15 protein-coding genes are annotated in these 21,585 nt (G+C 63.9%); 7 read left to right on the plus strand and 8 right to left on the minus strand.

Translation table 11 applies throughout. The features are described from left to right. Window positions 1-24: 24 nt before the first annotated feature. The 6 genes from HU738_RS16715 (at window position 25) to HU738_RS16740 (ending at window position 8,586) form a co-directional block, all read left to right on the plus strand. Window positions 25-543: an RNA polymerase sigma factor gene (locus tag HU738_RS16715; protein ID WP_186602881.1), complete on the plus strand. Its 519-nt coding sequence runs from the start codon at window positions 25-27 to the stop codon at window positions 541-543. After that, window positions 540-1,496, plus strand: a complete 957-nt coding sequence (locus HU738_RS16720) for a FecR domain-containing protein (RefSeq protein ID WP_186602880.1) — start codon at window positions 540-542, stop codon at window positions 1,494-1,496. The genes HU738_RS16715 and HU738_RS16720 overlap by 4 nt, the downstream gene beginning before the upstream one ends. Window positions 1,497-1,716: 220 nt before the next feature. Further along, window positions 1,717-4,149, plus strand: a complete 2,433-nt coding sequence (locus HU738_RS16725; RefSeq protein WP_186602879.1) for a TonB-dependent siderophore receptor — start codon at window positions 1,717-1,719, stop codon at window positions 4,147-4,149. A gap of 55 nt (window positions 4,150-4,204) precedes the next feature. Further along, entirely contained in the window at window positions 4,205-5,317 is a 1,113-nt protein-coding gene (locus HU738_RS16730) for a PepSY-associated TM helix domain-containing protein (RefSeq protein WP_186602878.1), read from the plus strand. Continuing rightward, window positions 5,314-5,499, plus strand: coding sequence for a hypothetical protein (locus HU738_RS16735; RefSeq protein WP_176506804.1), 186 nt, complete (start codon window positions 5,314-5,316; stop codon window positions 5,497-5,499). Before HU738_RS16730 ends, HU738_RS16735 begins: the two co-directional genes overlap by 4 nt. 60 nt (window positions 5,500-5,559) lie before the next feature. Beyond that, window positions 5,560-8,586 carry a dermonecrotic toxin domain-containing protein gene (locus tag HU738_RS16740; RefSeq protein WP_186602877.1) on the plus strand — a complete coding sequence of 1,009 codons (3,027 nt, stop codon included), beginning with the start codon at window positions 5,560-5,562 and terminating at the stop codon, window positions 8,584-8,586. Here the strand turns inward: HU738_RS16740 and HU738_RS16745 are convergent. From HU738_RS16745 to glnE, 8 genes are all read right to left on the minus strand, one after another. Beyond that, the gene (locus HU738_RS16745) at window positions 8,547-9,989 is read right to left on the minus strand and encodes a lipopolysaccharide kinase InaA family protein (RefSeq protein ID WP_186602876.1); all 1,443 of its coding nucleotides are present in this window, start codon (window positions 9,987-9,989) and stop codon (window positions 8,547-8,549) included. The two genes, HU738_RS16740 and HU738_RS16745, sit on opposite strands and share 40 nt — an antisense overlap. Beyond that, on the minus strand, window positions 9,989-10,741 hold the full coding sequence (locus HU738_RS16750; protein WP_186602875.1) for a lipopolysaccharide kinase InaA family protein: 753 nt from the start codon (window positions 10,739-10,741) through the stop codon (window positions 9,989-9,991). Before HU738_RS16750 ends, HU738_RS16745 begins: the two co-directional genes overlap by 1 nt. Beyond that, window positions 10,738-11,472, minus strand: coding sequence for a lipopolysaccharide kinase InaA family protein (locus tag HU738_RS16755; protein WP_054886012.1), 735 nt, complete (start codon window positions 11,470-11,472; stop codon window positions 10,738-10,740). Before HU738_RS16755 ends, HU738_RS16750 begins: the two co-directional genes overlap by 4 nt. Continuing rightward, a complete protein-coding gene (gene rfaP, locus HU738_RS16760; protein ID WP_186602874.1) occupies window positions 11,472-12,278 on the minus strand; it encodes a lipopolysaccharide core heptose(I) kinase RfaP in 807 nt (268 codons plus the stop codon). The genes HU738_RS16755 and rfaP overlap by 1 nt, the downstream gene beginning before the upstream one ends. Continuing rightward, window positions 12,275-13,399: a glycosyltransferase family 4 protein gene (locus tag HU738_RS16765; protein WP_054886014.1), complete on the minus strand. Its 1,125-nt coding sequence runs from the start codon at window positions 13,397-13,399 to the stop codon at window positions 12,275-12,277. The genes rfaP and HU738_RS16765 overlap by 4 nt, the downstream gene beginning before the upstream one ends. Further along, a complete protein-coding gene (waaC, locus tag HU738_RS16770) occupies window positions 13,399-14,457 on the minus strand; it encodes a lipopolysaccharide heptosyltransferase I (RefSeq protein WP_099813759.1) in 1,059 nt (352 codons plus the stop codon). The genes HU738_RS16765 and waaC overlap by 1 nt, the downstream gene beginning before the upstream one ends. Further along, window positions 14,458-15,507: a lipopolysaccharide heptosyltransferase II gene (gene waaF, locus HU738_RS16775; protein ID WP_186602873.1), complete on the minus strand. Its 1,050-nt coding sequence runs from the start codon at window positions 15,505-15,507 to the stop codon at window positions 14,458-14,460. A 111-nt stretch (window positions 15,508-15,618) separates the two neighbouring features. Continuing rightward, the gene (glnE, locus tag HU738_RS16780; RefSeq protein ID WP_186602872.1) at window positions 15,619-18,552 is read right to left on the minus strand and encodes a bifunctional [glutamate--ammonia ligase]-adenylyl-L-tyrosine phosphorylase/[glutamate--ammonia-ligase] adenylyltransferase; all 2,934 of its coding nucleotides are present in this window, start codon (window positions 18,550-18,552) and stop codon (window positions 15,619-15,621) included. Window positions 18,553-18,935: 383 nt separating this feature from the next. Here glnE and aceE point away from each other — a divergent pair, with 383 nt between their 5' ends. Continuing rightward, window positions 18,936-21,581: a pyruvate dehydrogenase (acetyl-transferring), homodimeric type gene (gene aceE, locus HU738_RS16785; RefSeq protein ID WP_176506812.1), complete on the plus strand. Its 2,646-nt coding sequence runs from the start codon at window positions 18,936-18,938 to the stop codon at window positions 21,579-21,581. The last annotated feature ends 4 nt before the right edge of the window (window positions 21,582-21,585 follow it).

The following is a 21,585-nucleotide window of genomic DNA, read 5'->3' on the forward strand; positions in this document are numbered from 1 at the left end:
TGCATTCGTTCCGGGGGACGCTGCATGTCTGCTGCCCACAGCCCACACGCCGAACTGGTCGGCTCGCTGTACCGCGACCATCGCGGCTGGCTGCTTGCCTGGCTGCAGCGCAACATGGCCTGTCGCCAGCGCGCCGAAGACCTGAGCCAGGACACTTTCGTGCGCCTGCTCGGCCGCGACCATCTGGACACCCCGCGCGAACCGCGCGCCTTCCTTGCCGCCGTGGCCAAGGGCCTGATGTTCGACCACTTCCGCCGTGCGGCGCTGGAGCAGGCCTACCTCGCGGAGCTTGCGTTGATGCCCGAAGCGGAACAGCCCTCCCCGGAAACCCAGCAGCTGATCCTCGAAGACCTCAAGGCCATCGACCGCCTGCTCGGCAAGTTGTCGAGCAAGGCCCGTGCAGCCTTCCTGCACAACCGCCTGGATGGCATGGGCCATGCCGAAATCGCCGAACGCCTGGGCGTTTCGGTGTCGCGCGTGCGCCAGTACATCGCCCAGGGCATGCGCCAGTGCTACGTGGCCCTGTACGGGGAACCCAGGTGAACAACACACCGGTTTCGTCGCGCGTGCTGGAAGCCGCCATCGCCTGGAAAATGAGCCTGGACGATGGCAGCGGCACGCCTGACCAGCGCAACGAATTCATCCGCTGGCATGCCGCCAGCGAAGAACATGCCCGTGCCTGGCGCCAGCTCGGCGCCCTCGACCAGCGCGTCAGCGCCGCTGCCGGCCCGGCTCGCCAGGCCCTGCTGCAATCGCGCGCCAGCCTGCGCCGCCGGATAGGCAAGGCCGGCGGAGGGCTGGCCGGTCTGTTCCTGCTCGGTACCCTGCTGGCCGGCGTCGGCACATCGTCGCTGGCACCCAGTTACTGGCTCGCTGACCAGCGCACCGCCACCGGTGAACTGCGTACCCTGCGTCTGGCCGATGGCACGTTGCTGAGCCTCAATAGCCACACCGCCGTGGATATCGACTACGACGGCGACCAGCGCGTGCTGGTGCTGCATCAAGGCGAAATTTCGGTGGAAACCGGCCACGACGATCCTCGGCCGCTACTGGTACGTACCGACGATGGCCGCCTGCGCCCGCTGGGCACGCGCTTCCAGGTGCGCCGTGAAGACCATGGCACGCGCCTTGAAGTCTTGCAGTCGTCGGTAGCCGCCATGCCGCACAACAGCGGCGACGAGCTGGTCCTGCACGAAGGCCAGCAAGTGCTGATGAACACCAACGGCCTCGGCCAGATAGGCACGGTGCCAGCCGGGGCCGATGCCTGGACCCGCGGCATGCTGGTGGTCGACAACATGCGCCTGGCCGACCTGCTGAAACAGCTGGGCCGCTACCGCAGCGGTCACCTGGGCGTAGCCGATGAAGTGGCCGACCTGCGCGTGACCGGCAGCTTCCCGCTGACCAACACCGACCTGGCCCTGGCTTCGCTCGTGCCGGCGCTACCGGTGAAGATCGAGCGGCATACGCCGTGGTGGGTGACCGTAGTTCCCAAGTAAACCTGTACGGGCCTCTTCGCGGGTAAACCCGCTCCCCCAGGAATCTCACCGTCCTTGAAAGAGGGTCGGTCCTTGTGGGAGCGGGCGAGCCCGCGAAAGGGCCGGTGCAGGTGAAAGCCAGATCCTGATAATTCTCATTTTTTTTCCGATTCCCCCTGTCACTTCTGAAATCTCGCTCGGCAAGGAAGCAGTAAGCACTTATCCGTCGAGGAACCGCTGCATGTCCCGTGCCGTTGATCGTATCCTGCGTCCCAGCCTGATAGCCCTGGCCATCGCCCTGGCCGCGCCCTTGTCCAGCACCGCCCTGTTCGCCGCCGAGCAGTCGGCACCACGCGCCTACGACCTGCCCGCTGCGCCGCTGGCCACGACGCTGAACCAGATCGCCAGCCAGTCGGGCATCGCCCTGGCCATCGACCCGGCGCTGGTCAGCGGCCGTACCTCGGCGCCGGTCAACGGTCAATACAATGGCCTCGGCGCCCTGCAAGCCGCGCTGCAGGGCACCGGCCTGCAACTGCAGCAAAGCAGCGTGGGCAGCTACAGCCTGGTCGCCGTGCCGGATGGCGCCCTGGCCCTGCCGGAAACCACCGTGAATGCCACCAGCGCATCCGAGAGCGCCTGGGGCCCGGTCGACGGTTACCTGGCCAAGCGCACTGCAGCGGGAACCAAGACCGACACCGCGCTGGTCGAAGTGCCGCGGTCGATCTCCGTGGCCACCCGTCAGCAGATGAGTGACCGTGCCGTGCACAGCCTCGACGATGCCGTGAAATACATGCCGGGCATCGTCTCCGCCAGCTTCGGCAGCGACACCCGTTACGACTGGATGCGGGTGCGCGGCTTCGAGCCGACCCAGTTCCTCGACGGCCTGCCACTGCCACGCGGCGTATATGCCAACCCAAAAGCCGAAACCTGGAATCTCGACCGCCTCGCGCTGTTGCGGGGCCCGGCCTCCTCGCTGTATGGCCAGACCCCACCCGGCGGCCTGCTGGACATGGTCAGCCGCCGCCCGCAGGCTGAAAGCGCCCATGAAATCGAAGTGCAGTACGGCAGCGACAACCACCGCCAGATCAACTTTGCCAGCACCGGCAAGATTGATGACGAAGGCAGATTCCTTTACGGCGTCAGTGGTGTGATTCGCGATGGCGGCACGCAGATCGACCATATCGATGACAAGCGCTACAACATCGCTCCAAGCCTGACCTGGAACATCGACGACGATACCACGCTGACCCTGCTGACCCAGTTCACTCGCGACGATACCGGCACCACCAGCCAGTTCCGGCCGATCCAGGGCACCAAGATCGACATGCCGTTCGGCAAGATCTCCCACCACAAGAACCTGGGTGACCCGAACTACGAGTTTTACGACCGTACCTACTACGCGCTGGGCTACGCTTTCGAGCACCGCATCAACGAGGTCTGGCAGTTCCGGCAGAACCTGCGCTATACCAAGTCGGACCTGGCGTTTCAGGCTATCACCGTAAACAGCTACTCGCCCCAGTTCGGCATGGTGGTGGATAACGAAGGCAATGTTGGCCGAAGTACCACAAATGTTGATGAGGACATCAGCCAATTCGCCGTCGACAACAATTTCGAGGGCAACTTCAATACCGGCGACATCAGCCACACCCTGCTGATCGGCTTGGATCACCAGCGTACCAACAACAACTTCCTGACGATTTATGGCAGTGCACCCAGCATCAACGTGAACAATCCCGTTTATGGTTTGCCGATCACCCGCCCGGATCGCTCAGAGGCCTACTATGACTACGATCAGAAAACCCGCCAGACAGGCATCTATATCCAGGACCAGATGGCGCTCGGGAACTGGCGACTGACCTTGGGCGGCCGTGAGGATTGGGTTCATACCAGCACCAAGTTTTTCAATAAGGGCGACGCCACCAACACACAACGGGACAGCAACTTCAGCGGTAATGCGGCAATCAGCTACGTCTTCGATTCGGGTTTCGTTCCTTATCTGTCTTATGCCGAATCTTTCCAGCCTGCCAGCAAGGCGGACGTGAACCCGAGCAGCTCGTTCAAGCCAACCGAAGGCAAGCAATGGGAACTGGGTATCAAGTACCAGCCACCGGGCTCCAACACGTTGCTGTCGGCTGCTGTGTATGACCTTACTCAAAAGAACGTTTTGGTGACCAATAATGACGGCAACACCACTGTCACCAGCCAAACCGGCGAAGTGAAAGTCCATGGCCTGGAGCTGGAAGCGGTTTCCGACGTCACCGAAAACCTCAAGCTGACTGCGGCCTACACCCTGGCCAAGTCGGAAGTGCAGGACGGCGACTTCAAAGGCAATCGCCTGCAGCTGATGCCCAACCAGCAAGCCTCGCTGTGGGCCGACTACACCTGGCACAGCGGCGTGCTCGATGGCTTCGGTATCGGCGGCGGTGCGCGCTACACCGGCAACACCTACGGCGACCAGGCCAATACCTACCTGGGCAAGGCCAACGCCTACACCGTGTTCGACGCCTCGGTGCATTACGACCTCGGTCGCCTGAGCACCAGCCTCAAGGGCGCGTCGGTGGCGGTCAATGCCACCAACCTGTTCAACAAGGACTACATCTCCACCTGCGATAGCTACTACTGCTACTACGGCGACGAGCGCAGCGTCGTGGCCAGTGCTTCCTACAAGTTCTGAGTGAACGGGGGCCGCGTCGCGGCCCCACGGTCCAACAGACAACATCGGTACCGTGATGAAAAGCCCAACCATCCGTCGCTGGTCGGTGATCCACACCTGGAGCAGCCTGGTCTGCACCCTGTTCCTGCTGTTGCTGGCGCTCACCGGCCTGCCGCTGATTTTCCACCACGAACTCGAACACCTGCTCGGCGATGCCGCAGAGTTGCGCGCGATGCCCGCCGACACCCCGCACCTGGACCTGCAACAGCTGGTGCTGAAAGCTCAGCAACACCGCCCCGGCGAGGTCGTGCAGTATTTCGGCTTCGACAAGGACGAACCCGACGGCGTGCTCGCGATCACCGCTGCCACCGCCGGCACCGAACCCAATTCGTCGCACACCTTCATGCTCGACGCCCGCACCGGCGAAGCCGTAGCCATGCCGGCTGCCAATGGCGGTTTCATGATGCTCATGCTGCGCCTGCATGTGGACCTGTTCGCAGGGCTCCCCGGCAAGCTGCTGCTGGCCTTCATGGGCGTGCTGTTTGTCGTCGCGATCATCTCCGGCACCGTCCTCTATGCACCGTTCATGCGCCGCCTGGACTTCGCCACCGTGCGCCACGGCAAGTCCCGGCGCCTGCGCTGGCTGGACCTGCACAACCTGATCGGCATCGTCACCCTGGCCTGGGCGTTGACCGTCGGCGTCACCGGGGTGATCAGCGCCCTCTCCGACCTGGTCATCGCCGCCTGGCGCAACGACAGCCTGGCCGCCATGGTTGCTCCTTATGGTGATGCCCCGCCGCTGACCGAGCGCGCGCCGGCCACCCGTCTGCTGGAGATAGCCGAACAGGCCGCCCCCGGCATGCGCCCGGACTTCATCGCCTTCCCCGGCACGCGTTTCTCCAGCGAACACCACTACGCCGTGTTCATGAATGGCGCCTCGCACCTGAGCTCACACCTGTTCACGCCAGTGCTGATCGACGCCCGCACACTCGAGGTGACCGCGGTCGGCGAGCGTCCCTGGTACATGGATGCCCTGGGCCTGTCACAGCCGCTGCACTTCGGTGACTATGGCGGTCGGCCGATGCAGATCCTCTGGGCAGTGCTGGATGTGCTGACCATCATCGTGCTCGGCAGCGGCCTTTACCTGTGGTGCAGCAAGTACAGCAAGCGCCGGGAGGCACGACCATGAGCCACGCGTCGCAGACCACCTCGCGCATCTTCGCCTGGCCAGCGCTGATTGCCGCCCTCGGTGCGCTGGGCCTGTTCGCCGCCTTGCTTGGCGACGGCTGGTGGGACGGGCTGTCCTGGCTCGGTCTTGGCCTGCCCGCCTGGCTATCCATCCGTGGCCTGTGGCGCGCCAGCGGTAGCTGACTAACACAGCCCGCCGCCATGCCCGCGCAACATGGTCTGCCTCGTTCAAGGAGACGAAGCATGACCACACAGCCATTGTTCCAGGTGCTGGACACCCAGTTGGAGGCCTTGCTGCCGCCGCTACACGGCATCGAACATGCACTCGATCAACACCTCGCCAGGCTCTTTCCAGGGCTCGCCATCAGCGCCCGTACGCTAATGTTCGAAGGCCATTCACTGTTTCAGCTGGTGGGCTTTCATCTGTTCGATGGCGGCACGTTCCGCGTACCCGCAGGCAGTCGGCCACGGCATGCCGATTATCCGGCCATAAGCCTGCCGCTCGACTTCAACAACAGTATCCACAGCTTCTGCCATGGCCTGCGCCAGGGCTTGCACGCGCGCCTGGCCAACTATTGGCTGGAGCGTGGTAGCAATGGTTTGAGCCGCCTGGTGCGGCTGGCCTCGTACTTGCGCGACCGGTTCGAGGCAGAAATCCGCTTGCGCATGACCGACCAGACCCTTTCACCCCAACACACCCAGTTGCTCAGGACCTGCATACAGATGCCTTACCCCTGGCAACGACGGCAATTGCCTACGGGCATGCGCCCACAAATCTATCGAATCCTGCTGAGCAGCACCGCCCCCAACTGGCGTAGTTATCTGCCAGGTTTTCTGGTGCTCACCGAGCAGGGCCTGGAGGGGGGTTTGCTGGAGCCTCACGAGGGTGTTGGCCGAGCGATGCTGTGCAGCGTGGCCCACGGCATCGAGACCTTCGACAGCCTGACGGCCCTTCATCAGGAAGTCTGCGAGCGCCTGGAAGACCCCCAGCAAAGCGAGCACCTGGTCAAGCTGATGATCGACCCCGTCGAACAACACAACGCCCGCCAAGCCGAACGCTTGCGCTATGACTGGTACACCGAAGATCTAGCCGACCACTTCGCCCACGCTATCCGCGACGCGCAGATCAAGCAGCTCAGCCACACCTGGCAGACCGCCTGGAATCGCGGGCAGCAGCGTGACATCGGGCAGTTCGACCAGGCATTGGCCAAGGCCCTGGACTGGCGCGGCGCCGTCAGCAGCAAAGGACCGATGGCCAACCGCTACGGCCAGTTGCTGGAAAAAAACTTGCCCAACTGGCTACGCGAGACCTCGGCGCAAGGTGTCACGCACATCATGCAGGCCATGCAAGAACAGATAGCCGCCATCGAAGGCGCCAGCGGCCCAGGCATCCTGACACTGGATCAATTCAAACAACGGCACAGCTTGCTGCATTGGGTCGACGAGCGTCTGCGCGAGTACCTGCAACGTGACCCAGGCCTGGACATCGATCCCAAGGACATTTCCGTCAGCGTCACTCTGGCGCGCCAGAAAGGCCCGTTCATCCAACCACAACCCACTGGCATCACCAGCAGCTACATCCCGGTCGCGAGCCGCCCGCAGGTGGGCGACACCGTCGAACTGGTGCATCACACCTACCGCCTCGAAGAACTGGCATTGCTGAACATTGCCTGGTTCGACGTGGATTACTGGCTGACGGCGCGCGTACACGTGTATGGCGACCAACCTCTGCCCGCGCTCACGCCTCAGCGGGTAAAAGACATCGTACGGCGACTCAACGCAGGCAGCGGCTACCAGGCCTACCTGCGCATCCAACTGCTCGACTCAGAGCAAGGCCGCTGGCGAAAAAAGGCCCATGGACAGCTCACCCGCACTCGCATGAATGCCGAAGCGGTCAAGGCGCGCTACGCCGGCCATTTCCTCGAGGATGCCAGCGAGCAGGGCTATGGCTGGGCCAGCACGGTCATCCACTCAACCGACAGCCAGAGCCGGCCACCTTTCGCAGGGCACGCGGTGCACGCACAGCAGTTGCTCGTCAATGAAGACACCCTGCAAGGCGTGGTGCTGCTGGTCTCACCGCAGGCATCCCGACACATCGTGGTGTACTGCCCGGACGTCCCGGACCGCCGCTATTGGCGCGAATACAGCAGTGTCCGCGCGCTGATCAAGGCAGTGCGCAGCGACCTTCACCTGCAGGCCTACCTGGTCCAGCGCTTGCCGACGGCGACTGGACGCTTATTGGAAAAACGTCTGCGCAAAGGCGGACTCGGAAGTACCGTGAGGGCTCAGACGATCACCGGTGACCTGTTGCAAGCGCTGTATCTTGCGGAGGTCAACCACCTGATGAGCGAAACGGATACGTCCACGCGCAGCAACCAGGAACTGCTCGGCGAATTTTCAATCAACGTCCTCAGGCTCCTGCTGGATATCGTCAGCCTGGTATTGCCGCAGCGCACAATGATTGCCCTGGCATTCGGCCGCATGTCGATATCGATATGGGATGGTTTCGAAGCCTTCGAACAGGGGGATCATGATGGCGCCCTTCACCATGCCATCGCTGCCTTAGGCCACGGCACCGCAGGGCTCAACGAAATGGCGGGGTCGGGCCTGATGCGCCGGGCCCTGCGCGGGCTGCCCAAACCACCTCCGGTGCCGCTGCCCAGGCATTATGAGGCGTTCCCTGAGCGGGCCCGGCTCCGCTACCGAATCGATACCCTGCATGGCGAGACGGTCTATGAGCTGCCCTCGGCCAAGCCGGGGCTGAGCCAGTACTATGTGCAAGATAACCAGGGCGTTCTTTTCAATGTCAGCTATGACGGCCGGCGCTGGCGAGCCACCGACCCGGACCAACCCTTTGCCTTTCTGAAACTGCCGATCAAACGCAAGCAAGACGGCAACTGGACAGTGGACTCGCCCGTGCTCTGGTATGACGGGCTACCCGACCTTGCCAGCCTGCTGGCGCAATGCCGCCTGATCCCTGCCCGGCAAGGCAGCGCCATCGAAAATCAACCAGGGCTGTTCGCAGCGGGCAGCCTGTCGTATCTGCAGTTGGGTGACCACCAGCTTCCCGTTCGCCAGCATCTGCTCGCCGGCCATTACCATCTGCTGCTGCCTGACACCCTCAGCGGCGCCGTCCCAGCCTCGGCCGTCTTGCGGCAGCAAGAGGGTGCATGGCGCATTCGTGTACGCCAGTCCGGCCGCAGCAGCGACTGGCTGGCACTACCCGCTGCCTACTCGGACAGCCGAGGCAGCAGTCGGTCCAGACGTTGATGCAGGGCACTGCTGCTCGGCCAGTTGCGCAACAGACGCGCCCGGTCACGGGCATAGGCCGGGGCGAAACTGAGCTGGGTAGCGTGCTGGCACATGGCGTCAAGGTCGATCAACGACCACTGGCCCTTGTCCCAGAACAGGTTATGGCCCTTGAAGTCGCCGTGGCTGATGCGCTCGCGGATCAGCTGCTGCATGACATGCACCAGCGCATCGACCTGCTCCTCAGGTGCGTCGCCGTTGTCCACATAGGGCGCGAAGCACTCGGTCAGGTCCGGGCCATCGACATATTCGGTGACCAGGTAGGCACGGCTGCGCAGGCCCATCACCCGTTGCTCCAGCACCGCCAGCGGGCGCGGGGTGGCGATGTCGAGGAATTCCAGGCGATGCCCTTCGATCCACGAATGCCAGGCCCGGCTCGGCCGCCAGAAGCGCTTGAACCAGTGGGCGGTGTTCTTGATGTTGTAGCGCTTGAGCACCAGCTTGCGGCCGTTCACTTCGATACGCGCCACACTGGCCGCACCACCGGTCTTGTACAGGTGGCCCTGGTCGATCAGTGCATCCGCCTGCTCGAGCACCGGCCGCATGGCCTCCACCTCGTTGCGGCGGATCACGCGCAGGCCTGACAGGCTGCGCTCGACACTGAACAGGCTGCACTCGCGGCCAGCTTTTTCCAGGTAATCCTTCTGGCGCCAGCTGCGCACCTTGTCCACCTGCTTCAACAACGCTTCCAGCGGTAGCGCGTGCTCGGCGTTGGCCAGCAGGTAGTGCACCAGCAGCTCTTCGATGAACGGCTCCAGGCGCTTGGGCAACTGGGCGAAGAACACCCCGAGATTTTCCAGCACACGCGGGCGCGACAGCTGCTGGCCGGGTATCTCGGCCTTGATGCCGGCGCCGTCGATCAGGTACAGCTTGCCGCCGTGGCGCAGCAGGTTGTCCAGGTGCAGGTCTTCTTGCCACAGGCCCTGGGCATGCATGTGCGCCACGGCAGTCAGGGCTTCGCCCAGCACCAGGTGCTGCTCGTCAGCCAGCACCGGCAGGCTTTCCACCGCAGCCCAGGCATCGGCCAGGCTTTCGGCGCCATCGAGGAATTCGAACAGCAGCCAGCCGCCCTCGCCTTCCTTGAGGCCGTCGGCCAGCAGTTGCGGCGTGGTCAGGCCTTCTTTGGCCAACAGCTTCACGCCATCCAGTTCGCGCTGGAAATGCCGCGCGGCATTGCCGCCGACCAGCAGCTTGGCCAGCACCGGGGTGCCACGCCAGATGCCGGCGCCGACATAGCGCTGGCCGGGCAGCACCCGCAGCAGGCTGAGCAATTGCAGGTCAGCCGGGCCAGCGGCATCGGCCAGGGTGATGCTCAACGGCAACGCCGGGCTGCGCCCGGCGTCTTTGAGTTCGGACAAACGCATCAGCGGGCCTCTTTTTCACGACGGCGTTGCGTCAGGCGTTGCAGCCAGGTGCCGACCAGGGCGCTGTCGCCAGGCTGCTGCAGGTAGGCCGCCAACAACTGGCGCACGTCCGCCTCGCTCCAGGCCCCGGCACGTCGCAGCAGCGGCTCCAGGTCGCGTAGGCGGTCACGCATGCCGAACAGCAGCGGCCGGGTCTTTTCCAGGTCGATCAGTTGCGCTTCCCAGCCCTCGCGACGTGGGCGCAGGAAGATGTGCTTGGGATAGAAGCAGCCGTGCACCAGGCCTGCACCGTGCAGGGTGCGCGCCAGCTGGCCGCAGGCCTTGAGGATACCTTCCCGGGCGTCCTCGGCAAGCTGTGGCCACTGAGCCAGCAGGCCTTCGAGGTCGCTCCACTCGTCCAGCGCACGGGTCATCAGGATTGCCCGGTGCTTGCCGTTCTGCTTGCGCTCGCCGTAGAACACAGCCTGCAAGGCCGGGATGTGCAGTTTGTGGTAACGGCTGATGTTACGGAACTCGCGGGCGAAGGTCGGTTCGCCAAACGGCCGGTGCAAGGTGCGGGTCAGGTAATCGCTCTGGCGCTTGAGGTAATAGCCTTTGCCCTCCAGTTCCAGGCGATAGACGCTGCTCCAGCCGCCGCGGCCGGTGTTGGGTTCGTCCACGGCGTCGAGCTGCAGCGCCCACAACGCTTCGAAATCGTTCAAGCCATGGCGTTTGAGCAGCGCGAGGTCCGCGCTGGCCAGGTAGTCGGTCATTCCCTTCCCTCGAAGAAGCTCAGCACCTGGCGAATGCGCCGCTTGTCGCGCACATTCAGGCGCTGGCGCCCACGGTACTGCAGATAGAATCGCAGGCGCTGGGTCGCCGACAGATGATATTTAGCCACCTTGTCCAGGCACGCCAGGTCTTTGATCATGCGGTGGCGCCACATGAAGCCGCGCCAGAAATCGCCGGTCGGGCAATCGATGAAGAACAGCGTACCCAGGTCGTCGACCAGCAGGTTGCGCCACTTCAGGTCGTTGTGGGCAAAACGGTGTTCATGCATCACCCGGGTGTGGCGCGCCAGCTGACGGCTCAGCTTGTCGACCCAGACCCGGTCGGCCAGGCGTGGGTCGTTGCGCTCGGCCAGGGCCGAAAGGTCTTCGGTACGCGGCAGCTCGCGGGTGATCATCGCCCCACGGCCAAAGGCCAGGCCCTTGCGTTCCAGGCCCCAGGCCACCACCTCGGCAGTGGGAATTTCCCACTTGGCGAACTGCTTGAGGTTCTGCCATTCGGCCTTGATGCGTGGCCGGCCCAGGTAACGGCGCATGTGCTTGCCAGCGCCGGTGTAGCGCTTGACGTAGTAGTTGACCCCGTCACGCTCGACGCGGATAACCTCGCTGAGCGGGTCACGCGTGAGGTGTTCGCCCTTGAGGGCAAAGACCGCATCGAGGCTGCCGAAGTCCGACGCCAGATGTTCGTAGCCTGGCGCCAGTGTCCAACTCGCCATCAGAGTGCATCCCCATAGCGTTGCTTGCGATCGTAGAGTTTCTGCGCCTTGCGCTCGAGCCAGGCGAGCAGCGCGGCCTCCTCGGCCAGAATCTGCCGCAACGGGCGCTGGAAGTAACCGCGCAGGAAACGCAGCTTGTCACGCCGGGTAAGGCCGATGTCCAGCGCCGAGAAATACAGCGCGGCCAGGTCCTTGTCGCGCCAGCGGCGGCTGATTTTCGCCCGGGTCTGGGCGCGATGCAGGTCGATGACCGACAGTTTGAAGTCTTCCGGCGTCACCGGCCGGTCGGTGTGCAGCAGGAAGTGGCAGATGTAACAGTCTCGGTGGTTGACCCCGGCGCGGTGCATGCCGCCAGTCATCTTTGCCACTTCAGCGATCAGCGCACGCTTCAGGCGTGGCTCGGGCGGCTGCTTGACCCAGTCGATGCTGAAGTCTTCCAGGCTGATGGTAGGCGCCAGCTCTTCGGTGACGATGAACGAATGCTGGCTGGCCGGGTTGCCGCCACGCTCGCCATAGGCCACCGCGGTCATGGTCGGCACGCCCACTTCATGCAGGCGCTGGATGGCCTGCCATTCCTGGCCGGCACCGAGTACCGGCAACTTGGCAGTGAGCAGGTTCTTGAAGATCTCGCCCCAGCCGATGCCACGGTGGATCTTGACGAAGAAGCCTTCGCCATCGACCTCGGTACGCAGCGTGCGGCGGCCTTCCAGCTCGCGATAGACCTCGCCTTGCAGCGCTTCCACGGCCTCGAAGGCGTCCCGCCCGGCCCACAGATGCTTGAAGGGTTCGGCCAAAATCAGCTTCATGCGTTCTCCTGCCCCAGAATCACATCGGCAGCATGCTGCGGCATGCTGTACAGGTCGGCACTGTCGGCAAAGGCCAGGCCGTTGCGCGACCAGCCGGCGCGGGCCTGCCCGTCTTCAAGCATGCGCTGCAGGCAAGCATTGAGCTGCTCCTGCTCGAACGGCTCGTCCAGCACCAGGCCGCTGTCGGCCTCGGCGATGTAGTGAGCGTAACCGCAGACCTTGGACACCAGCACTGGCAAGCCGGCCACCAGCGCTTCGAGCAGCACCGTGCCGGTGTTCTCGTTGTAGGCCGGGTGGATCAGCAGGTCGGCACCCAGCAGGAAGCGCGGGATGTCGCTGCGGCCCTTGAGGAACTGCACCTGCTCCCCCAAGCCCAAAGCGGCGCTCTGCAACTGGAACACCTTGGGGTCGTCCTGGCCGATGACCATCAGCCTGGTGCGTTTGCGCAGCGCCGAGGGCAGCGCGGCCAGGGCTTTGAGGCTCCGATCGACGCCCTTGGTCTTGAAGCCGGAGCCGATCTGTACCAGCAGCAGGTCGTCATCGCCCAGGTTGAACTCCTTGCGGAACTCGGCGCGGATCTCGGCGGCATTGGCCGGCGCGCGGCGGTCCTGGGAGATGCCTGGCGGCAGCAGGTGGAAGCGTTCCACCGGGGTGCCGTAGTGCTTGATGAACAGCGGCTGCTGCACTTCGGAAATCATCAGCACTTCGGTGCGCGCGTCCTTGGCAAACACGGCACGTTCGTACTCGGCAAAATGCCGGTAGCGGCCCCAGCGGCGGTACAGGCCGCCGCGCAGGGTCTGCGCCTTGTCCTCGAAGCAGCCGTCGGCGGCGTAGTAAACGTCCAGCCCCGGCATCTTGTTGAAACCGATCAGCCGGTCAACCGGGCGCTTGGCCAGGTCCGCGGCCATCCAGGCGCTGAGCTTCTCGTTGCGGCGGTGGTTGAAGATCGCCTTGACCGGCGCCACCAACACCTCGAAGCCCGGCGGGATATCACCCTCCCAGATCAGCGTGTACACGCGGATCTGATGGCCCCGCTTCTGGCATTCCAGGGCGATGCGCATGAAATCGCGCTGCAGCCCGCCGAAGGGGAAATATTTGTAAAGCACGAAAGCCAGTTGCATCAACGAACATCCTCAGCCAGCAGCAGCGCGCTCAGGCGGCTCGCTACATGCTCGGGATTCAGGCGAGTGAAGCACAGTGGCCACTCGCGTTTGAGATCGAACCGGCGCAGGTCGTCGGCGCTCGGTTTGTAGGTGCATTTCTTTTGCAGGCACGGTGCGCATGGCCAGTCACTGGCCTGGTGAATCTGGGTCCGTCCGTAGGCGCCGGTCAGGCCTGGGTTGGTCGGGCCGAACAGCGAAATGGTCGGCACGTCCAGCGCTGCAGCCAGGTGGCCGAGGCCGGTATCCACCGCCACACAGGCCTTGGCCGCCGCCAGCACACGGGCGACGCCGGCAAGGTTCAATCTGGGGAGCACCTGGCAGTTGTTCAAGCCTTGGGCAATGCGCTCGGCACGGGCCTTTTCAGCAGGGTTGCCCCAGGGCAGGCGTACCTGCAGCTTGCGCCGGCCCATGCGCTCGGCCAGTTCGCGCCAGTAGGCTTCAGGCCAGTGCTTGGTCGCCCAGGTGGTGCCATGCAGGAACACCACGTAAGGCGCAGCCGGCGGCAATTGCAGGCGGTCGAGGTCGAGACCGTACTGGCCGATGCCTTCCGGCAGGTCATAGGCCAGGGCCATGGCGAACAGTTGTCGTACTCGCTCCACGGCATGCTGGCCAACGGCGACTGACAGCGGCCGGTCATAGAACCGGCTGGCCCAGCCTTCACGGGCCGAATAGCGGTCCAGCCCGGCGACCGGGGCCTTGACGTAGCGGGTCAGCCAAGCCGACTTGACCAGGCCCTGGGCATCGATCACCAGGTCGTACTGGCGCTCGCGAACGCGCTGCTTGAACGCCTTCCACTCGCCGCTCTTGAGGGTCTGCCAGAGGTTCTTGCGCCAGCGGCGGATCGCCACCGGGATGACCTGGTCGACTGCCGGGTGCCAGCTGGGGATCTCGGCAAAGCCTTCTTCCACCACCCAGTCGAAACGGATGCCCGGGATGGCATGGGCGGCGTCGGTCAGCGCCGGCAGGGTGTGGATCACATCACCCAGCGACGAAGTCTTGATGATCAGTACCCGCACTTAGTCGACCTCGGCCACGGTATCGATCAGGTTCGGACCACCCAGGCTGTGCAGGGCGGCGATCACTCTGCCCGGCTCCAGCAGGCGCAGGCAGTTGTAGTGGCCGAAGCGGCAGGTGCGGTCGAAGCACGGGCTGCACTCGATGCCGGTGCGCACCACTTCCACCTGTTCGGCCAGCGGCGGCGTGAAGCCTGGCGAAGTGGAACCGTACACCGCGACCAGCGGGCGGTTCAGTGCCGCCGCCACGTGCATCAGGCCAGAGTCGTTGGACACCACGGCATCGGCGCAGGACATCAGGTCGATGGCCTCGGCCAGCGAGGTTTCGCCCGCCAGGTTGTACGACTCTTCACGCAGGCCCGGTATCAGGCGGTCGCGGATCTGCTCGCCGACCGGGTGGTCGTTCTTCGAGCCGAACAGCCACACCTGCCAGCCCTGGCGGGTCATCGCATCGGCCACAGCGGCGTAGTGCTCGCTCGGCCAGCGCTTGGCCTCACCGAACTCGGCGCCCGGGCACAGCGCCAGCACCGGGCGGTCCAACGCCAGGCCGAACTTGGCCAGGGCGGCTTCACGGCTCTGCGCTTCGATCCGCAGGCTTGGCCGCGGATACGGCTGCGGCAGCTCGGCACCGGGTGCGTAGGCCAGGGCCATGAAACGTTCGATCATCAACGGGTAGCGGGCCTTGTCCAGCTTGCGCACGTCGTTGAGCAGGCCGAAACGCATTTCACCGCGCCACCCGGTGCGCTTGGGAATGCCGGCAAAGAACGGCACCAGTGCAGACTTCAACGAGTTGGGCAGCAGGATGGCCTGGTCGTACTGGCCGGCCAGGGACTTGCCGATGCGCCGACGCGTGGCCAGTTCCAGCGCGCCGTGGCCGAGCGGGAAGCTCAAGGCCTGACGCACTTCGGGCATGCGCTCAAGGATCGGCCGGCTCCACTCGGGCGCCAGCACGTCGATCACGCAGTCGGGGTGCTGCTGTTTCAGGCACTGGAACAGGGTCTGCGCCATCACCATGTCGCCGACCCAGCTGGGGCCAATGATCAGTATTCTCATGCTTAGTCCAGAAACGCTCGGGGAGGCTACAGGCTGCATACAGCCTGGCCTCCCCTCTTTATATTCAGGCTATGTGGCGGACAGTGTACCACTCAGGCCCATTCCGGGCCTTCAGGTCAGCCCCAGCTCAGCCCAGATCCGTCGCACCTGGCGGCGCTCATCGGCGAACTGCGCCGCATCGATCACCCCGGCCTGCTTCTGCAGGGCCTGGCGGTGCGACGCCGAGCGGAACGCCTTGTACACCTCACGCAACAGCACCGCGTCACTGGCCGGCATCAACCCTGCCTGCTCCAGTTCTTCCAGAATGCGGATGTTATCGGTCCATCGGAGTATGGCCGGGTGCTCGTGAGACCAGGCCAAAGCGGCGTATTGCACCATAAATTCGATATCGACGATACCGCCGGCATCCTGCTTGATATCGAATGGCACACCGGTATCGAAGGCATTGGCCGCGGTGCCGGCAAGGGTGGCCTTGGTGCCGAGGTTGTCGCGCATCTTGGCGCGCATTTCACTCACTTCGCTGCGCAACTTGCCCAGATCGCGGGGCTGGCCCAGGACCTTGGCGCGCACGCCCTCGAATGCCGTCGCCACCTGTTTGCAACCCACCAGCACACGGGCACGCACCAGGGCCTGATGTTCCCATGTCCAGGCCTCGCTCTGCTGGTAGCGCTCGAACGCTCCCAGCGAACTGACCAGCAACCCCGCCGCGCCAGACGGGCGCAGGCGCATGTCGACGTCGTACAGCTGGCCGGAGTTGGTCTGGGTAGTCAGCAAGTGGATGATGCGCTGGCCCAGGCGGGTGAAGAACTGCGCACTGTCGATCGGTTTGGCGCCGTCGGTTTCCGCCTGCGGGTCGCCATCGTGAATGAACACCAGGTCCAGGTCCGAGCCATGGCCCAGCTCCAGGCCGCCGACCTTGCCGTAGCCGATGATGATGAAGCCTGGGTCGCACAGGCTACCGTCGCTGCGCCGGGGCTGACCATGGCGGGCCACGGTCTGGCGCCAGGCCAGGGCCAGCACCTGGTCGAGTATGGCTTCGGCCAGCCAGGTCAGGTAGTCGCTGACTTTCATCAACGGCAGGTTGCCGCTGATTTCCGACGCTGCCACACGCAGACTATGGGCCAGTTTGAAGTGGCGCAGCGCTTCCATCTGCTGTTCCAGGTCGTCCTCGGGGATGCGCGTCAGCCGCTCGCGCAGCTCGGCAGCCAGCTCCGGTGCCAGTGGTGGGCTGAACAGGCGGCCTTCGTTGAGCAGTTCATCGAGCAGCAAGGGGTAGCGAGCAATCTGCTCGGCGATCCACGGGCTGGCCGCACACAGGGTCAGCAAGCGCCGCAAGGCACCCGGGTTTTCGGTGAGCAGCACCAGGTAGGCCGAGCGCCGGGCCACGGCCTCGACCAGCGGCAACACCCGCTCCAGTACCAGGTCCGGGTTGTCGTGTTCCACAGCCTGGGCCAGCAGGCGTGGAATGAAGGCATCCAGGCGCTCGCGGCCGATGCGCTGCATCGAACGCAGCTGCGGGCTGGCGCGCAGCGCTGCCAGGCGGCGCAAGGCTTCGGTCGGTTGCTTGAAACCGGCCTCTTCCAGCTGGCGACCTGCGGCTTCTTCATCCTGGGCCTGTTCCCACAGCGGTGACCACTCGCCACCGACCACCAGCTCGCCTTCACCTTCGTCCTCATCCGGGTCGGCAATGACCTGACGGAAGTGCCAGTCGACCCGGCCGCGCCAGTACATCAACTGATCGTGGAAGCTCTGCCAGTCGGCAAAACCCAGCATATAGGCGACACGCTCACGGTCGAGTTCGCTGTCGGGCAGCATCTGCGTCTGGCGGTCTGCGATGGCCTGGATGGCGTGTTCGGTGTAGCGCAGGAATTCATAGCCTTCGCGCAGTTCTGCCACCACGGCGGGCGGCAGGTAACCCTGGCCCTCCAGGATTGCCAACACCTTGAGCAATGGCCGCAGTTGCAGGCTCAGGTCACGGCCACCGTGAATCAGCTGGAAGGCCTGGGCGATGAACTCGACTTCGCGGATGCCACCCGCACCCAGCTTGATGTTGTCGGCCATGCCCTTGCGCCGCACTTCCTGCTGGATCAGCTGCTTCATGGTGCGCAGCGCTTCGATCGCCGAAAAGTCCAGATAACGCCGATACACGAACGGCTTCAACATTTCCTGCAGTTGCGCGCCAGCGGCCTGGTCACCGGCCACCACCCGCGCCTTGATCATCGCGTAGCGTTCCCAGTCGCGGCCCTGGTCTTGGTAGTACTGCTCCAACGCATTGAAGCTGAGCACCAGGGCGCCGGCCGAGCCGTAGGGGCGCAGGCGCATGTCGACACGGAATACAAAGCCATCGACGGTCACCGGGTCGAGCGCCTTGATCAGGCGCTGGCCCAGGCGGGTGAAGAATTCCTGGTTTTCCAGCGAGCGCTTGACCCCTTCGGTTTCGCCGCCTTCGGGGAAGGCGAAGATCAGGTCGATGTCCGACGACAGGTTCAGCTCCACCGCGCCCAACTTGCCCATGCCCAGCACCACCATGTGCTGCGGCTGGCCGCTACGGTTGCCGATCGGCGTGCCGAACTGCTGGCAGTGGCGCGGGTACAGCCACTGGTAGGCTTCGTCGATGGCCGCATCCGCGAGGTCGGACAGGTCGCGGCAGGTCTCGCCCAGCTCGGCCTGGCGGGTAATGTCACGCCAGATGATGCGCAGCTGATGGCGATTGCGCTGGCGACGCAGGTTGCGCGCCAGCTCGTCCTCGCTCTGCGCGGCCTGGGCTGCAGCGGCGATCTGCCCGCGCAGCTCGCCCGGTGCGTAACGGCGGTCCAGTTCACCGCTGGCGATCAACGCGAACAGCATGGCCGGCTCGCGCTGGGCAACGCCAAGGACAAAATCACTGGCGGCGGCGACCTGATCGAACTGTTGCCGGTGCAACGGCGTCCAGGTGTTGAGGTCGAGGTCAGCGTGGCCCGCCACGGCATCGCGCAGGAACTGCTGGTTGCGAACGACCAGCGGTTGCAGGGAAGCAGGCAGTTCGAGCGGCAAAGGTAGGCGCATGGTCTATCCTTGATCGGCGTGAAATGGAGGGGAAAAAGCGGCCAAGAGGGAGCCGGACCTCGGTTGGACTGTCATACAAAAGTTGGAAATAGCTGAAAAAAACGAATCATTGGCATGAAACATCAAGATCCACCTGTTCGCGACACACCGCCAACCAACATGAACGTTTTTCCTCACAAGCCGAGGTGCGACCAAACGTCGCATTTGTGTAGTTTTACTACTACCCGTGACGTGCAAAAGCATGAAATGCCGAAGCAAATGTAGTAAAACTACACGGCGCCGGGAGACACCCCGGTAATCCAAGAATTCACGACGTCTGCCCATAAGGCCAGTCGCAAACTCAGGCCCCCGATTCTGGTGGCCTTTCCGCCCTGGAGCAAGCCATGCAAGACCTCGATCCAATCGAAACCCAGGAATGGCTGGATGCCCTGGAGTCGGTCCTCGATAAAGAAGGCGAAGACCGCGCTCATTACCTGATGACCCGCATGGGCGAGCTGGCCACCCGCAGTGGCTCCCAGCTGCCGTACGCGATCACCACGCCATACCGCAACACCATCCCTGTCACCCACGAAGCACGCATGCCTGGCGACCTGTTCATGGAACGCCGCATTCGCTCGATGGTGCGTTGGAACGCGCTGGCCATGGTGATGCGCACCAACCTGAAGGATTCGGACCTGGGCGGCCACATCTCCAGCTTCGCTTCCAGTGCCACCCTGTACGACATCGGCTTCAACTACTTCTTCCAGGCGCCGACCGAAGAGCATGGCGGCGACCTGATCTTCTTCCAGGGCCACGCCTCGCCAGGCGTCTACGCCCGTGCCTTCATGGAAGGCCGCATCAGCGAAGAGCAGATGAACAACTTCCGTCAGGAAGTGGACGGCAACGGCCTGTCTTCGTACCCGCACCCGTGGCTGATGCCTGACTTCTGGCAGTTCCCGACCGTATCCATGGGTCTGGGTCCGATCCAGGCTATCTACCAGGCACGCTTCATGAAGTACCTGGAAGCCCGTGGTTTCATCCCGGCCGGCAAGCAGAAGGTCTGGTGCTTCATGGGCGACGGCGAGTGCGACGAGCCGGAATCCCTGGGCGCAATCGCCCTGGCCGGCCGCGAGAAGCTGGACAACCTGATCTTCGTCATCAACTGCAACCTGCAGCGCCTCGACGGCCCGGTTCGCGGCAACGGCAAGATCATCCAGGAACTCGAAGGCGTGTTCCGTGGCGGTGGCTGGAACGTCAACAAGGTGGTCTGGGGTCGCTTCTGGGACCCACTGTTCGCCAAGGACACCAACGGTGCCCTGCAGCGCCGCATGGACGAAGTCATCGACGGCGAGTACCAGAACTACAAAGCCAAAGACGGCGCGTACGTTCGCGAGAACTTCTTCAACACCCCAGAACTCAAGGCCATGGTCGAAGACCTGTCCGACGACGAGATCTGGAAGCTCAACCGTGGCGGCCACGACCCGTACAAGGTCTACGCGGCTTACCACCAGGCGGTCAACCACAAGGACCAGCCAACCGTCATCCTGGCCAAGACCATCAAGGGTTACGGTACCGGTGCCGGCGAAGCCAAGAACACCGCGCACAACACCAAGAAGGTCGACGTCGACAGCCTGCGTCATTTCCGTGACCGCTTCGACATCCCGGTCAAGGATGCCGACCTCGAGAACCTGCCGTTCTTCAAGCCTGAAGAAGGTTCTGCCGAAGCCAAGTACCTGGCCGAGCGCCGTGCTGCCCTGGGCGGCTTCGTGCCACAGCGCCGCGCGAAGAGCTTCAGCGTGCCGACCCCGCCACTGGAAACGCTGAAAGCGATCCTGGACGGTTCGGGCGACCGCGAAATCTCCACCACCATGGCCTTCGTGCGTATCCTCGCGCAGCTGGTCAAGGACAAGGACATCGGCCAGCGCATCGTCCCGATCATCCCGGACGAAGCCCGTACCTTCGGTATGGAAGGCATGTTCCGCCAGCTGGGCATCTACTCGTCGGTCGGCCAGCTCTACGAGCCTGTCGATAAAGACCAGGTGATGTTCTACCGCGAAGACAAGAAGGGCCAGATCCTCGAGGAAGGCATCAACGAAGCCGGCGCCATGTCGTCGTTCATCGCTGCCGGTACCTCGTACAGCTGCCACAACCAGCCGATGCTGCCGTTCTACATCTTCTACTCGATGTTCGGCTTCCAGCGCATCGGCGACCTGGCCTGGGCTGCCGGCGACAGCCGCACCCGTGGCTTCCTGATCGGCGGTACCGCCGGCCGTACCACCCTCAACGGTGAAGGCCTGCAGCACGAAGACGGTCACAGCCACATGATGGCGGGCACCATCCCGAACTGCCGCACCTACGATCCGACCTACGGCTACGAGCTGGCGGTGATCATCCAGGACGGCATGAAGAAGATGACCGAAGAGCAGCAGGACATCTTCTACTACATCACCGTGATGAACGAATCCTACCAGCAGCCAGCCATGCCGGCCGGTGTCGAGGAAGGCATCATCAAGGGTATGTACCTGCTCGAAGAAGACACCCGCGAAGCCGCGCACCACGTACAGCTGATGGGCTCCGGCACCATCCTGCGCGAAGTTCGCGAAGCGGCGAAGATCCTGCGTGAAGAGTTCAACGTCGGTGCCGACGTGTGGAGCGTCACCAGCTTCAACGAACTGCGTCGCGACGGCCTGGCCGTGGAACGCGCCAACCGCCTGAAGCCTGGCCAGAAGCCACAGCAGACCTACGTCGAGCAGTGCCTGAACGGTCGCAAAGGCCCGGTCATCGCCTCCACCGACTACATGAAGCTGTTCGCCGAGCAGATCCGCCAGTGGGTGCCGAGCAAAGAGTTCAAGGTCCTGGGTACCGACGGTTACGGTCGCAGCGACAGCCGCAAGAAGCTGCGTCACTTCTTCGAAGTCGACCGCCACTTCGTGGTGCTGGCTGCCCTGGAAGCCCTGGCTGACCGCGGCGAGATCGAACCCAAGGTTGTGGCTGACGCTATCGTCAAGTTCGGCATCGACCCGGACAAGCGCAACCCACTGGACTGCTGAGGAG

This window comes from Pseudomonas vlassakiae, assembly GCF_014269035.2.
GTDB lineage: Bacteria > Pseudomonadota > Gammaproteobacteria > Pseudomonadales > Pseudomonadaceae > Aquipseudomonas > Aquipseudomonas vlassakiae.